Annotated in this window: 11 protein-coding genes; 4 read left to right on the forward strand and 7 right to left on the reverse strand. The window is 63.4% G+C overall.

Annotation, left to right across the window (positions count from 1 at the left end; all coding sequences use genetic code 11):
* Positions 1–3: 3 nt before the first annotated feature.
* The 4 genes from ntrB to NKI15_RS17135 all read right to left on the reverse strand — a co-directional run bounded on the left by ntrB (position 4) and on the right by NKI15_RS17135 (position 4,502).
* Complete coding sequence (gene ntrB, locus NKI15_RS17120; RefSeq protein ID WP_023747991.1) at positions 4–894, reverse strand: nitrate ABC transporter permease; 891 nt, start codon at positions 892–894, stop codon at positions 4–6.
* Positions 895–986: 92 nt separating this feature from the next.
* Positions 987–2,315 (reverse strand): CmpA/NrtA family ABC transporter substrate-binding protein, encoded by a 1,329-nt coding sequence (locus NKI15_RS17125; protein WP_023704740.1) that lies wholly within the window; start codon positions 2,313–2,315, stop codon positions 987–989.
* A gap of 343 nt (positions 2,316–2,658) precedes the next feature.
* Positions 2,659–3,897, reverse strand: a complete 1,239-nt coding sequence (locus NKI15_RS17130) for a CmpA/NrtA family ABC transporter substrate-binding protein (protein ID WP_031196722.1) — start codon at positions 3,895–3,897, stop codon at positions 2,659–2,661.
* A gap of 2 nt (positions 3,898–3,899) precedes the next feature.
* Positions 3,900–4,502, reverse strand: a complete 603-nt coding sequence (locus NKI15_RS17135) for an ANTAR domain-containing response regulator (protein WP_023667842.1) — start codon at positions 4,500–4,502, stop codon at positions 3,900–3,902.
* 282 nt (positions 4,503–4,784) lie between these two features.
* Between NKI15_RS17135 and NKI15_RS17140 the strand changes: the two genes are divergently transcribed.
* Complete coding sequence (locus NKI15_RS17140; protein ID WP_023708117.1) at positions 4,785–7,073, forward strand: mechanosensitive ion channel family protein; 2,289 nt, start codon at positions 4,785–4,787, stop codon at positions 7,071–7,073.
* 177 nt (positions 7,074–7,250) lie between these two features.
* On the opposite strand, the gene NKI15_RS17145 is transcribed toward NKI15_RS17140, so the two are convergent.
* The 3 genes from NKI15_RS17145 to NKI15_RS17155 all read right to left on the reverse strand — a co-directional run bounded on the left by NKI15_RS17145 (position 7,251) and on the right by NKI15_RS17155 (position 11,440).
* Positions 7,251–8,738, reverse strand: coding sequence for an aldehyde dehydrogenase (locus tag NKI15_RS17145; RefSeq protein ID WP_023704735.1), 1,488 nt, complete (start codon positions 8,736–8,738; stop codon positions 7,251–7,253).
* Entirely contained in the window at positions 8,735–9,928 is a 1,194-nt protein-coding gene (locus NKI15_RS17150) for a cytochrome P450 (protein ID WP_023704734.1), read from the reverse strand. The genes NKI15_RS17145 and NKI15_RS17150 overlap by 4 nt, the downstream gene beginning before the upstream one ends.
* Before the next feature lie 63 nt (positions 9,929–9,991).
* The gene (locus NKI15_RS17155) at positions 9,992–11,440 is read right to left on the reverse strand and encodes an APC family permease (RefSeq protein WP_023704733.1); all 1,449 of its coding nucleotides are present in this window, start codon (positions 11,438–11,440) and stop codon (positions 9,992–9,994) included.
* A gap of 166 nt (positions 11,441–11,606) precedes the next feature.
* Between NKI15_RS17155 and NKI15_RS17160 the strand changes: the two genes are divergently transcribed.
* From NKI15_RS17160 to NKI15_RS17170, 3 genes are read left to right on the forward strand one after another with little or no spacing between them, the layout of a single operon-like run.
* Positions 11,607–12,377: an IclR family transcriptional regulator gene (locus NKI15_RS17160; RefSeq protein ID WP_023704732.1), complete on the forward strand. Its 771-nt coding sequence runs from the start codon at positions 11,607–11,609 to the stop codon at positions 12,375–12,377.
* Entirely contained in the window at positions 12,377–13,660 is a 1,284-nt protein-coding gene (locus NKI15_RS17165; protein WP_023686943.1) for a Tm-1-like ATP-binding domain-containing protein, read from the forward strand. Before NKI15_RS17160 ends, NKI15_RS17165 begins: the two co-directional genes overlap by 1 nt.
* Complete coding sequence (locus tag NKI15_RS17170) at positions 13,657–14,319, forward strand: HAD family hydrolase (RefSeq protein ID WP_023704730.1); 663 nt, start codon at positions 13,657–13,659, stop codon at positions 14,317–14,319. Before NKI15_RS17165 ends, NKI15_RS17170 begins: the two co-directional genes overlap by 4 nt.
* Positions 14,320–14,327: the final 8 nt, after the last annotated feature.

Raw genomic sequence — 14,327 nt, forward strand, 5'->3', positions numbered from 1 at the left:
TCCTCACTTTGCCGTTGTGCCGCGGGTGACGAAAGCGCCGACCGCAGCGACCAGGCGGTCGAGGCAGAAGCCGGTGACGCCGATATAGGCGAGCGCGACGATGATGTCGGGCAGCCGCGACGAGTTCCAGGCGTCCCAGATGAAGAAGCCGATGCCGACGCCGCCGGTCAGCATTTCGGCGGCGACGATGGCGAGCCAGGACAGGCCGATGCCGATTCTGAGGCCGGTGAAGATGTAAGGTGCAGCTGCCGGAACCATGATCTTGACGAAAAATTCGAACTGGTTGAGCCGCAGGATGCGCGAGACGTTGCGGTAGTCTTCCGGAATGTTTCGCACGCCGACGGCGGTGTTGATGATGATCGGCCAGATCGAGGTGATGAAGATAACGAACAGCGCCGACGGGCTGGAATCGCGGAAAGCAGCCAGCGACAGCGGCAACCAGGCCAGCGGCGGCACGGTGCGCAGTATCTGGAACACTGGATCGAGGCCACGCATGGCCCAGATCGACTGGCCGACCAGGGCGCCGAGCGCGACGCCGACGATCGCCGCCAGGCCGAAGCCGATGGCGACGCGCTGCAGAGAGATCAGCACCCGCCACGCAAGGCCGATATCCTGCGGGCCGTTGTTGAAGAACGGATGCGCGATCAGGTCATAGGCCTCGTTCCACACCTGGCTGGGCGGCGGCAGGCTGGCGGTCGGCGACGAGCAGGCGATCTGCCACACGACCAGCATGAAGGCGATAACGATGACCGGCGGCACCAGGGCGGTGGCCAGCCTGCCGGCGATCGCGATCGGGTCGAAGCGGCGCCGCGCCCTGGCGGTGAAAGCGATGACCGCGGCAGGCTTCGCGGGGAACGCCTTCACCGTGGTTTCCTCAATGGCTTGGATGGACATGTCTGACAATAACTCCGGGGTCGATGCGGTCGACAACGGCGAAGCGCCGTTGCGCTGGGGCGACAAACGGCGGAACGCGCCGTTTGCGCTGGTCAAGCCGATGCCTTGATCTTCAGGCTGTCGAGATAGGCCGACGGGTTGGCCGGGTCGAAAATCTTGCCGTCGAAGAAGGTCTCGACGCCGCGCGACGACGAGGCCGGAATATCGGCTGCGGCAACGCCGAGATCCTTCGCCGCCTCGCGCCAGATATCCTCGCGATTGACCTGATCGACCAGCGTCTTGATGTCGGTGGTCGGCGCGAATTTTCCCCAACGGATGTTTTCGGCGAGGAACCAGCTGTCGTGGCTCTTGTAGGGATAGGAGACGCCACCCTTCCAGAATTTCATGTAGAGGTCAGTGCCGGTGGCCACGCGGCCATTGCCGTAGTTGATGTCGCCCTTGAGGCGGCCGATAATGTCGGCGACAGGCACGTTCATCCATTGCCGCTTGCCGATGATGGCGGCCATCTCGTCCTTGTTCTCCGTGGCCTCACACCATTGCTGGGCCTCCATGACGGCCATCACGATCGCCTTGGTGGCGTTCGGGTATTTGTCGATGAATTCGGCGCGGAGGCCGAGCGCCTTTTCGGGATGACCCTTCCACAGTTCGCCGGTGGTGGCGGCGGTGAAACCAACGCCCTGGTGGACGAGCTGTTCGTTCCACGGTTCGCCAACGCAGAACACGTCCATGTTGCCGACTTTCATGTTGGCGACCATCTGCGGCGGCGGCACGACGATGGTCGAGACGTCCTTGTCGGGATCGATGCCGCCGGCGGCCAGCCAGTAACGGAGCCACAAATCATGGGTCCCGCCCGGGAACGTCATGGCGGCCTTGATTTCCTTGCCGGCCGCCTTCTTGGCGGCGAAGGCGTCCTTCAGCTTGGAGGCGTCGAGGCCGACACCGGTGCCGGCGTATTCCTGCGCAACCGAAATGCCCTGGCAGTCGTAGTTGAGCCGCGCCACGATAGCCATCGGCATCGGCTGGTTGTTCTGCGTCACCTTGCCGGTGTGCATGAGATAGGGCAGCGGCGTCAGGATGTGAGCGCCGTCGATGCCGTTGGCTTCGCCGCCGAGCATCAGATTGTCGCGCGTCGCGCCCCAGGAGGCCTGCTTGAGCACCTCGACGTCGGGCATGCCGAACTTGGCGAACAGCCCCTTCTCCTTGGCGATCATCAGCGGCGCCGCGTCGGTCAGCGCGATGAAGCCGAGCTTGGCGCCGGTGACCTCCGGAGCGGTCGTGGCGGCATAGGCGCCCGAGGGGAAGAGCTTGCGGGCCGCCACGAACAGGCCGGCCGTCATGGCGCTGCTGACAAGAAAATCGCGGCGCGTCACATCCTTGAGCGATGTTCCCGTCCCGATCCATTTCCCTATTTTTTCTTTCATCGTGATCTCCGGTTGAACGCGAGGGCTTCGTCGAGTGGCCAAAACAAAAAAGCCGCCGTCCAGGCCTCGCGCGTCCGTACATCCGGGATCGCGTCGTTGACCTGAGCGGCAGCTTTGCCTGTGGCGCCCGCCATTGGACGCCTGTTCCGTGACCCGCGAAGGGCCTGGCTAACTCAAAGCAGGAACCGTGCCAGTTCTGAGTGAAACTAAAAACCTAAATGAAATCAACATTACGCGACAGACGCCGGCACGCGAGGCGACATCGCAAGCAGATCAAAGATTGTTCACTACAGCAATCGCACGCACATTTTTTGTGCAATGCACAAGAATGGCGCGAGAATGATCAGGCTTCCGCGCGAGCCGCTTTCTGGCGCCCTATGTAGCCGTCGATCTCGTCGGGGTCGAAGGTCTGACCGTCGAAGAAGCCGTCCGGCCCAAGCACCAGGCCTGCCCCGGTCGCACCGACAGCCGTGGCGACCTTAAGCGCGCCCTCGACCTTCGCATTGGCGCCGGGAAGTGCAACGCCAAGCGGCTTTAGCGCCGAGCGGTAGAGGTCGGGACGGTAGCAGTCACGGGCGATAACAAGGTTTTCCGGCGTGTGCTCGACATGCCCCCAGCGCACCATCTGCGTATAGAACCACAGCGCATGGCTCTTCCACGGAAAGTTCGCCGCCTTGTCGAAGGGCAGGAAGAAGTCGTCGACATCCAGTTCGGCGCCGCCGCCCAGTTCAAGATGGCCGGTCAGGATCGGCATCTGGACAGCTGGTGGTAGGCCGAGGAAGCCAGCTTGAGCCATCACACCAGCCAGTTCGGCGCGGTTGCCCGGATCCTGGCACCAGCGCGCCGAATGATGCAGCGCGCGCAGCAATGCTGCCAGCGGGACCGGGTTCTCCTGCGACCAGGCCTTGCGCACGCCGATCACCTTCTCCGGGCTGTTGCGCCACAGCAGCGCTTTGACGGTGACGATATGGCCGGTGCCGGCGGCGACCGAGGCGCTGTTCCAGGGCTCGCCGACGCAGTAGCCGTCGATCCGCCCGGCGGCCAGCGCATCGGCCATGAAGGGCGGTGGCACGATGACGATCTCGATCTCGCGCTCCGGATCGATGCCGCACCCGGCAAGCCAGTAGCGCAGTTCGTAATTATGCCCCGAATGCGGGTGCACCACGGCAAAGCGCAGCGGATCGCCGCCAGCCCTGGCGCGCTCGCGAATGAACGCACGAAGGGCTGCGCCCGCCCGCGCGGGCTCGAGATCGGGTATGGCGCCGTGTGCCGCCATGCCTTCCCAGACGGCGTTGGAGATGGTGACGCAATTTCCGCCAAGCCCGAGCGAAAACGGCACGATGGTCTCGGAAGCAAGCGGCGTCAGCCCGAGATTGCAGGCAAGCGGCATCGGCCCCAGCATGTGCGCCAGGTGGAAATGGCCGATGGCGATGCGGTCGCGGATGTTGGCCCAGGAGGTCTCGCGGTGCAGTGTGAGATCGATGCCCTCGCGTGCGGCAAATCCAAGCTCACCCGCCGCAACCAGCACGGCACTGTCGAAGAGCGGCATGAAGCCGGCGGTGATCTGGTGCTCGGCGCTCATGCTCATTCGTCCTCCGACGGCCCGAGCAGCCCGGCGGCAGTCACCAGGCTCTGGGCAATGTCGCCGATCTTGCGGTTCTGGTTCATCGCCGTCTTGCGCAGGAGCGTGTAGGCGGCCTCTTCGGTCAGGCCGCGCGACTTCATCAGGATGCCCTTGGCACGGTCGATCACCTTGCGGCTCTCAAGCTCCCCTCGAACCTCTTCCAGCTCGCGCGCCATGCGCGAGAAAGCGTTGAAGCGGCTGACCGCCATGTCCAGGATCGGCTTGACGCGCTCTTGCCTGAGGCCGTCGACGACATAGGCCGAAACGCCGGCATCGACCGCCGCTTCGATCGATGCCTGGTCCGATCGGTCGACGAACATGGCGATCGGCCGCTTCACCGCACGCGACAGCTGGAACATGTTTTCCAGCATGTCGCGGTTCGGGTTTTCCAGGTCGATGACGATGACGTCCGGCTCGATCTCGGCGATGCGCCGCGCAATGCCGGTCACGTCGTGGATGACGGTGACCCGCTCATGGCCGGCCTCGCGCAAACCTGCCTCGATGATCGCGGCGCGGATACGGTTTTCGTCGATGACCAGGACGGCGAGTGAGCTGCGGACCATGCGTGCATTGTGGGCAAGGTCGCAAAATTGTGCAATGCGGCATGGTCACAGGCTCCCGCCGCGGAGCAACCGACGACCGACAACGACCCGGTCTAGGTGGTCGGGACAAGGAACGCAGCGCAACGCTGGCGCTGGTGATGACAGCCTTGCCGGTCGCCTGGTGCCCTACCCAACGGTCTAGGTGCGATGAGACTTGCACCGCAACATCGGCTTGTTAAAGGTGGGGGCAACGACGGACATAGCTGTCCTTGCTCGCCGATCTGACCGGAAGGTTACCGCACGATGCTGCTCATGAAACGACGATTGGGAGCCAGCAAGCTGGCGCGCCCGGCACGGCGTCTCGGAGGCCTGACGACGATGTTTGCCCTGATTGCCGGGCCGTTCGTCCTTGGGATCGCCCTCCTGCTGGCTGGCCCGGCACAGGCGCAGTCACCGGCCGCCGTCGCGCCCGACAAGGTCAAACAGCTGTTCGAGCTTCTCGACGATCCGTCGGTGAAGGCCTGGGTGGCCGAGCAACGAAATCCGGCCGCTGGATCAACGGAAGCGCCTGCTGCGGCTGGCGCTCCGCCGGCCGACGCCGTGGCCGCACCGGGCCAGATGAATACAATGGCATCCTCGACGCTTGATCGGATCAAGCATCACATCGAGAAAATCGTGCGAACCGTGCCCACACTGCCAGGCCAGTTCGCGCGCGTCCGGGCCCAGACAATGGACGATATGTCCAGCAAGGGCCCCGTCAGCATATTGGTGCTGATTGCGATCTTTATCGCTGCCGGCCTGGCGCTCACCTGGGCAATATACAAGCTCACCCGTCCATTTCGTCTTTGGATCATCGCGCAACCCAGAGATACGCCCATCGGGCGGGCCAAGAAGATCGGCGGCCGCACGCTTTATTCCAGCATGATGATCGGCTCGTTCGCGCTGGGCAGCGCCGGTGCGTTCATGCTGTTCGACTGGCCAGCGCTCATCCGCGAGATTGTGCTGACATTTCTGATGGCTGCGGTCTTTACGTGGGCTGTGCGCCTATACGTGATGGCCACACTCGTCCCTTCTTTCATGGAGGTCGAGCACGCCATCGAGGTTCGTGCCCTGCCGATCACCAACGGAGCTGCTGACCATTGGGCTTATTGGCTGCCCCGGATCGTCGGCGTTTTCGCCTTCTTCGCCGCCGCGTTTGTCCTCTTGCCGGGTCTCGGCATAGACCAGGACGGAATGATGGTCCTGTCCGTCGGCGCCGATTTCATCCTGCTGTTGCTCTTCCTGCTGGCCATTTGGCGTCGGCCAAGAACGCAGCGAGACGGCGCGCGCCACAGCGGTCACACGGCAGTGACATGGTTGTTGACGGCTTATTTCGTCGTTCTGTTCCTCGAACGCATTGCCGGCCTCTACACATTCTTCTGGTTTACCTTCACCGCATTCTTCCTGCCTTTGGCAATTGTGCTGACAGAGCGCGGGGTTAATTTCGTCCTGCGGCCCGGTTCGGAAGATGCGGGCCGGCCCACGATCCCGGCGGTGACGATCGCTGTCATCGATCGCGGTATCCGGATGATTTTCATCCTCGCGGCGGCTTACCTTCTCGCACGCGTACTGGGCCTGGACATGCAATCCATGCGCGGCAGCGATACGACCACCATGCTCATATTGCGCGGCTTGATCAACGTCGTGGTCATTGCCCTTGCTGCCGATTTCGGCTGGTCGATCATCAAAGCCTTGATCGAACGAAAGCTGGGCGTCGCGATACCGCAAGCGGTGGTGAGCGAAGAAGACATCCTCACCCTCGATCCGCATCAGGCGCGGCTGCACACGCTGTTGCCGATCATCCAGAACATTCTGCTAGCAGTGATCATCGTGATGGCGGTGCTGATGATGCTCGCTTCGATCGGCATCCAGATCGGCCCGCTGATCGCCGGCGCCGGCGTCGTCGGCGTCGCGGTGGGTTTTGGCGCGCAAACCATCGTCAAGGACGTGATCTCTGGCGTGTTTTATCTGCTCGACGATGCTTTCCGTGTCGGCGAATACATTTCATCGGGCAGCTACAGGGGTACGGTGGAGAGCTTTTCGCTGCGCTCGGTGAAGCTGCGCCACCATCGTGGTCCGCTGTTCACGATACCTTTCGGCGAACTCGGCGCCGTGCAGAACCAGAGCCGTGACTGGGTCACCGACAAATTCAACATCACCGTTGGCTATGACACCGATATCGACTTTGCTCGCAAACTGATCAAGCGAATTGGCCTGGAACTGGCGGAAGATCCGGAGTTCAAACCCTGGGTGATCGAACCGATCAAGATGCAGGGGGTGCAGGAGTTCGGCGAGTACGGCATCGTCTTGAGGGTCAAGGTCACGACCAGACCTGGAGGCGCCTTCAGCATGAAAGGCAGGTTCTTTTTGCGCCTCCGCCAGGCCTTCAAGGAGCAGGGCATCGAGCTCCCATTCCCGACCGTCCACGTCCAGGGGCTGCAAGACCCGCATGGGACAGAGAATGCGCCTTTGGAGATCACACCCGAATTACGAATGGCCGTCGCCCAGTCGCACACCAATCGGCGCAGAAAAAAAGCGAGCACAACGGAGTAGGACGCCGTGATACCGGCCGGCCGCAACACGGCTTTCCGCGCAAAACCAGGACCCACGACACCACGCTAGTCGGAATTGCCGATAGCGGTGACGCGATCGCCGCCAACCAGCACCAGCGTGGCGTTTCTGAGGCCAAGCTTGACGAAAAGAGCAGATACGCTGGCCTTTCCGCAAGGCTCAGAGCGCAATCCAGGCGGTCTTGAGGTCGACAAATTTCTCCAGCGCATGCAGCGACTTGTCACGGCCGAAACCGGACTGTTTGACGCCGCCAAGCGGCACGGTGATATCGGCTCCGCCATAGGTGTTGACGTGGACGACACCGGCGTTGATGGCGCGCACCATGCGATGGGCCGTGGAAAGATTGGCGGTCCACACCGCCGAGGCAAGTCCGTAGACAGTGGAGTTGGCGAGATGCACCGCCTCCTCCTCGGTCTCGAAGCGCATCACGCCGAGCACCGGTCCGAACACCTCCTCGCGCGCCAACTGCATCTCTTGCGTCACGTTCTCGAAGATCGTCGGCGCCATGTAGCTGCCGCCAGTCTCGGTCAGTATCCGTTCGCCACCGGCGACGAGACGGGCGCCTTCGGCTTGCGCCATGGCGACGAAGCCGAGATTCTTGTCCAGCTGTTCGGCGCTCGATACCGCACCGATATCGCTGGCGAGATCGAGCGGGTCGCCGACCTTGAGCCGCGTGGTTGCCGAGACAAGTTCGTCCATGAAAAGATCATAGACCGACGACTGGACGAGCAGACGCGAGCCCGCCACGCAGACCTGGCCTGAATTGCGAAAGATGCCGTTGGCCGAGACGACCGCCGCCTGCTTCAGGTCCGGAGCGTCGGCAAAGACGATGTTGGGCGACTTGCCGCCAAGCTCGAGGAAGACCCGCTTCAAATTGGAACGGGCGGAGTATTCGAGCAGCCGCCGGCCGACCGGCCCCGATCCGGTAAAGGCGATGGCGTCGACATCCATATGGAGGCCAAGCGCTTCGCCGGCGACAGCACCATGACCGGTAACGACGTTGAACACGCCTTCGGGAAGTCCAGCCTCGCTTGCGAGTTCGGCCAGCCGCAGCAAGGTCAGCGAGGCGATCTCCGGCGGCTTGACGACGACGCTGTTGCCGGTGGCCAGTGCGGGCGCAATCTTCCAGGCACCGATCATCAGCGGGAAGTTCCACGGCACGATGACGCCGACGACACCGAGTGGCTCCCTGTGGATCAGCCCGAGCACATTGTCGGCCGTCGGCGCGATCTCGCCATAGACCTTGTCGATCGCCTCGGCGTAGTAGCGGATGGTGCCGGCCGCCGACAGCGGCTCGGCCTTGTAGGCCATGCCGATCTCGGTGCCGTTGTCGCGCACGCCAAGCACGGCCAGCCCATCGACATGTTTTTCGATCAGCTCGGCAAATTTCGTCAGCACCTTCTTGCGAAAGGCAGGGGCGGCGCGCGACCATGAACCCTTCTCGAATGCTTTTCGCGCCGATCGGACCGCGCGATCGATGTCGGCGGCATTGCCGTCAGCGATGCTGGCAAAAGGGCGGCCGTCGATCGGCGAAATCACCGCCAGCGTCGCGCCGCTCGTCGCTGCGGCCTGTACGCCGTCGATAAACAAGCCCCGCTCGCCGATCTCCGTCTTGCGCAGCGCGTCGATGGCATTCTGGCTGATCATTGGTGGCGAACTCCCAGGGAAACATACAACGTGGTTGGCGCGCGGAATTCCCAGCCGCGAAACACCGGCACCTTGCCTGGCACCAAGCTGAGATCGGGGAAGCGCAGGAGCAGCAGCCTTAACGCAATGCACATCTGCTCGCGCGCGAAAAACCGGCCCGAACAGAAATGATGACCAAAGCCGAAGGCGGCATGATTGCCTTCCCTGCGGTTGATGTCGAAGCGGTCTGGATCGGCAAAGCGGCTCTCGTCGCGGCTTGCCGAGGAGACAAGTGCAGCGACCGCGGCGCCGGCAGGGATGGTTACGCCGCCAAGCTCGACCGCCTGCGTCGTCTGCCGCGTCTGGGTTCCGATCGGCGCCACCCAGCGCAAGCCTTCATCGACAGCCCTGGGCACAAAGGTCTCGGGATCGGCGAGCACCTGCCGCAATTGTTCGGGATGCGCAAGCAGGCCGGCGAGGATCGAACCGGCACCATGTCCGGGCTCCTGCATGCCGCCAAGCAGAATGACCTTGATGCTCGGCATCAAGAAATCGATCGGCCGCGTCGTGCCTTCCGGCATGCCGTCATGCAGCATATGCGACAGCGCCGAGCCGTCGGGGGCGCGCGCCAGTCTATCCAGAGTCGGCCGGATGGCTGCGCCGACCTCGGCGCTGATCGCGTCGGCGATCTCTTGCCGCTTCGGGTCGTTCTCGAAATTGATGGCGCCCTGCGCAAGGCCATAGAACCAGCGGCGCAGCGTCGGCATGTCGATGTCGGCAAGGCCAAGCGAGCGCGCCAGGCTGAGCGTCGACACCGGCTCGAAATAATCCGCCATCAGCTCGGCGGAGCCTTGTTCGGCGATCCGGTCGAGAAAAGGTTCGGCAATCGACCGTACGAGATCGCCGGCATAGGCGGCGACGGTGCGCGGCCGGTATTTCGGATCGACGCCTTGGCGCAGCTGTCTATGCGTTTCGCCGTCGGTGGTCAGGATGGTCGGCTTGCCGAACGAGCGTTCGACCGGAGACGTACCGACGACGGCGGAGAAGATGTCGGGTGACTTTGCGACGGTCTCGACGTCCTTCCAGCGGGTGACGAACCAGAGATTGACCGCCGGCACGAAAGCGACAGGCGCACTGCGCCGCAGTTCCGCATAGATCGGATACGGATCGGCTTCCAGCGCCTCAACGGTGATGCTCTCGGCAAAGCTCAACGCCGTTACTCCCTTGCGATGGAAAGGGGCGGCGCCGAACGCGCTACCCCCTTGTCCTTTGTCCTAGTCCTTCAGCGGCACGCCGAGATTTTCGAAGGCAACCGGATCCCGGCTCTTCAACGCACCGGCAAGCAGCAGGCCGACCACCGCGGCAATCAGCACCAGCCCCGGCAGCAACACGCCAAGGAAGCCACCGGCCCCGGACAGGCCACCGAAATTAATGACGATCAGGTAGATGATGACGACGAAAGCGATGAAGGCCAGCCCAGGCACGATGGTGGTCTTCAGCGTATTCTCCTGCGTCGACGGGTTGGCGCGGAAGTACATCACCACGGCGAGCGAGGCCACTGCCATCATGACGATGACTCCCAGCGTCGCGACATTGGTCAGCCAGGAAAACAGCGCCAGAACCGGATCGAGGCCGAGTATCGCGAACAGTCCGATGACGATCGCTGCCAACACGCTCTGGATGACGGAAGCAACATGCGGGCTCTGGTGCACTGAATGCGTCACGCCGATCGCTTCAGGCAACAGCTTCTCGCGGCCCGAGACGTAGATGTAGCGGGCAACCGCGTTGTGGAACGCCAGCACGCCGGCAAACAGGCTCGACACGAACAGGATGCCCATGGCGTGCGACAGCATGGTTCCGGCGTAGCGGTCGGACAGGCCGAACAGGAAAGTCGTCGGATCCTGAAGCGCTTGCAGTGCGGGCAACAATTTGTCGACGCCGGCGCCGACCGCCATCAGCCAGGCCGTGACCATGTAGAAGACGCCGATCAGCAACACTGAGAAATAGGTGGCGCGCGGAATGGTCACCTTGGGGTCGCGGGCTTCCTCGGCGTAGATCGTCGTCGCCTCGAAACCGATGAAGGCGGCGAAACAGAACAGGATGGCGATGGCGGGCGAGCCGCTGACGATCTGGCTCCAGCTGAACGGCGCCGCAGAGAGACCACTGTCGCCACCGGTCTTGAGGATGGCGAGGTCTAGCACCAGCACAACGATGTATTCGCACAGCACCAGCACCGTCAGGATCTTGGCCGAGAGGTCGACCTGGCGGTAGCCCAACACCGCGACGATGGCGACGGCGATGAAGCTCCACACCCACCAGGGCAGGTCGATGCCCCAGCCGGCGAACAGGCCGGCGGTTGCGGCCCCCAGCAGGCCCATGACCCCGATCTGCATGGCGTTGTAGGACAGGATCGCGATGATTGCGGTTGCGCCGCCGGCAAAACCGCCCAGCCCGCGCGCGGCATAGGCATAGAAGGCGCCGGCATTGCCGACATGGCGCGACATGGCGACGTAGCCGACCGCAAACAGCAGCAGCAACACGGTCACGATAAGATAGGTGCCGGCAAAGCCCGCCCCATTGCCCATAAGCATGCCGAGCGGCGTGCCGCCGGCGACCGCGGTGAGCGGCGCCGCCGCCGAAATCACCATGAAGGTGATAGCGCCGACGCCAAGACTGTTCTTGCGCAGCCTGTTGGCGGGCGCCTGTTCCGAAACTGCTGACATTTGTCCCTCCAGTTTTACGAACCCGTGGGTTCGCGGCCGCTCGGCCTGTTCCCTGAATTCCATCGGTTCATTATTTGAACCCTTATTTTGAATATAGACTTGCAAAGAATGCGGATGCCTGTCAAGTTAATTCACACATTAAGTTTCTATCCGAGCGGGAGGCTGGATGGGTACGGTCGGCAAGGCGATTTCACTTCTGGAGCTGTTCACGGTGGACGAACCCGAGTTCGGACTTTCCGATCTCGCGCGGCGGTGTGCGTTCGACAAGGCGACGACGCGGCGGCTACTGGTGGCGCTTGGCGGCCATGGTTTCGTCGAGCAGGATGCCGGCACGCGGCACTATCGCCTCGGCGCCGGCCTGTCGCGGCTGGCGCGTATCCGCGAAGCCTGCTTCCCGTTCCTGCAAACGGCAATTCCCGTGGCGCAGGATTTGGCGGGTTCGACAACCGAGACGGTGCATCTGTCGGAATTCGGCGTCGACAGGCTGATCACCGTTTATGTCGAGCATTCAAGCTGGGCAAACCGGGTGAACATCGATGTCGGCCAGCTTCTGCCGCTGCATTCCACCGCCTCCGGCATCGCCTATCTCGCCTTCGCCGACAACGCGACCGTGAAAGCATGCCTGACAGGTTCGCTTGAGGCCTTCACCGATCATACCCTCGTCGAGCCGGCCGCCATTTCAAAGTCGATCGGCGAGGCGCGCGACCGCGGCTATTCGATCTGCGACCAGGGCCATGAGGACGGCGTGATCGGCGTCGCGGCTGCAATCCGCGCCGCCGATGGTCTTGCGCTGGGGACAATTGCGGTGGCAGCCCCGAAGGCCAGGACGACACCGGCTACGATCGTGGAACGAGGGCTTGCGGTTGTGACCGCGGCACGGGAGATTTCGATGCGCCTCAATGGCGAAAACCTGCAAACCCTGAGGAGGCAGGCCTGATGTCTGCAGATATGGCGACGCCCCGCATCCTGGTCATCGGCACGGGCGACACCAAGACCGACGAACTGCTGTTCATGAAAGCGTGTATCGAGGCATCCGGTGGCCGCGCCGTGATGATGGATGTCAGCGTGCTGGGCGCCCCCGCCTATAGTCCCGATCACGACAAGCATGCCGTTGCGCGGGCCGCTGGCGTGACGATGGCCGAAATCGTCTCGAGCGGCGACGAAAACACCGCCATGACATTGATGGCCGTCGGCGCCGTTCAGCTGGTGCGCCAGCTTCACCAGCGCGGCGAGATCGACGCCTTCATCGCCATCGGTGGTTCGATGGGAACCGATTTGGCGCTCGATGTCGCGCTGTGCCTGCCGCTCGGCGTGCCGAAATTCGTCGTCTCGACCATCGCCTACTCGCATCTCATTCCGCCCGAGCGCGTCGCGCCCGACCTGATGATGATCCTGTGGGCAGGCGGGCTCTACGGCCTCAACACCATCTGCAAGCTGGTCCTTTCCCAGGCCTGCGGCGCGGTGGTCGGTGCGGCGAGGATCGTGCTTGCATCCCGTGCTTCGGCCCCGGCGGTCGGACCGACCATCGGCATGACTTCGCTGGGCAGCAGTTGCCTGCGCTATATGAAGACGCTGAAGCCGGCGTTGGAGCAGCGCGGCTATGACGTCGCAGTCTTTCACACCACCGGGATGGGGGGCCGGGCCTTCGAATCGATCGCCAGCCAGGACCATTTCTGCGCGGTGTTCGACTTCAGCCTGCAGGAGATCACCAATCATCTTGCCGGTTCGGTCGTCAGCTCCGGCGCCGACCGGCTCGAGAATGCCGGCGCCCGCGGCATTCCGCAGATCGCAGCCCCTGGCGCCGTAGACATGGTCGATTTGCCGACCTGGCAGGCGCTGCCGACAAAGTTCGCGCAGCGGCCATTCCATGCTCATAACAGGTTGATCGGCTCGATCACCGTCGATGCCGCCGACCGCCGTGAAGTCGCCAGGACCATCGCCGCCAAGCTCGGTGCGTCGAAGGGGCGCTCCGCTTTCATCCTGCCCTCCGGCGGCATCCAGGAATGGGATGCGCAGGGCGAGCCGCTGTACGAACCCGAAGCCCTCGCGGCGTTCACCGATGAGATGCGCAAGGCCATTCCCGCCGGCGTCGAGTTCCACGAGATCGACGCCCACATCAACAGCGACGAGTTCGTCGGCAAGGCGCTCGAAATCTTCGACCGCTGGGTCGAGGAAGGCATCATCCCGCGCGGCATGCCGGCCAAGGGAGTGGCTGCGTGAGCGCTGTTCCTGCCCAGGCGCTCGTCCTCGATTTCGGCGGCGTCGTCACCCGGACCCTTTTCGAGACCCATGCCTTGACCGAACAGGCGCTCGGCCTCGCGCCGGGAACGCTGCAATGGCACGGGCCGTTCGACCCGGATTCAGATCCGCTGTGGCGCTCCATGCAGGCCAACGACATCAGCGAGCGCGATTATTGGCGCACCCGCACCAGCGAAGTCGGCCGGCTCGTCGGCGAGGACTGGGAGGCAATGGAGACATTCGTCCAGCGCGCACGCGGAGCCGAGCCGGAAAAGATCGTGCGGCCCGAAGCCGTCCGCGCCATCCGGACCGTGCATGCGGCGGGATTTCGCCTGGCGATCCTGTCCAACGAGCTAGATCTGTTCTATGGCGCCGGCTTCCGTCAGCGGCTGCCGCTGCTCGAGCTGTTCGACACCATCGTCGACGCCACCTATACCCGCATCCTCAAGCCCGATCCGCGCGCCTATGCCTTGGTGACCGAGGCGCTTGGCCTGCCTGCCCGCGCCTGTGTGTTCGTTGACGACCAGCAGCGCAATGTCGATGGCGGCCGTGCCGTCGGCATGCGCACCGTTCATTTCGACGTCGCGCGGCCGGCACTTTCCTATGCCGAGGCCCTCGGCCATTTCGACCTCATCTCCTGAGACATTTG

The sequence above is a fragment of the Mesorhizobium sp. M0862 genome, from assembly GCF_040319795.1.
Classification (GTDB): domain Bacteria; phylum Pseudomonadota; class Alphaproteobacteria; order Rhizobiales; family Rhizobiaceae; genus Mesorhizobium.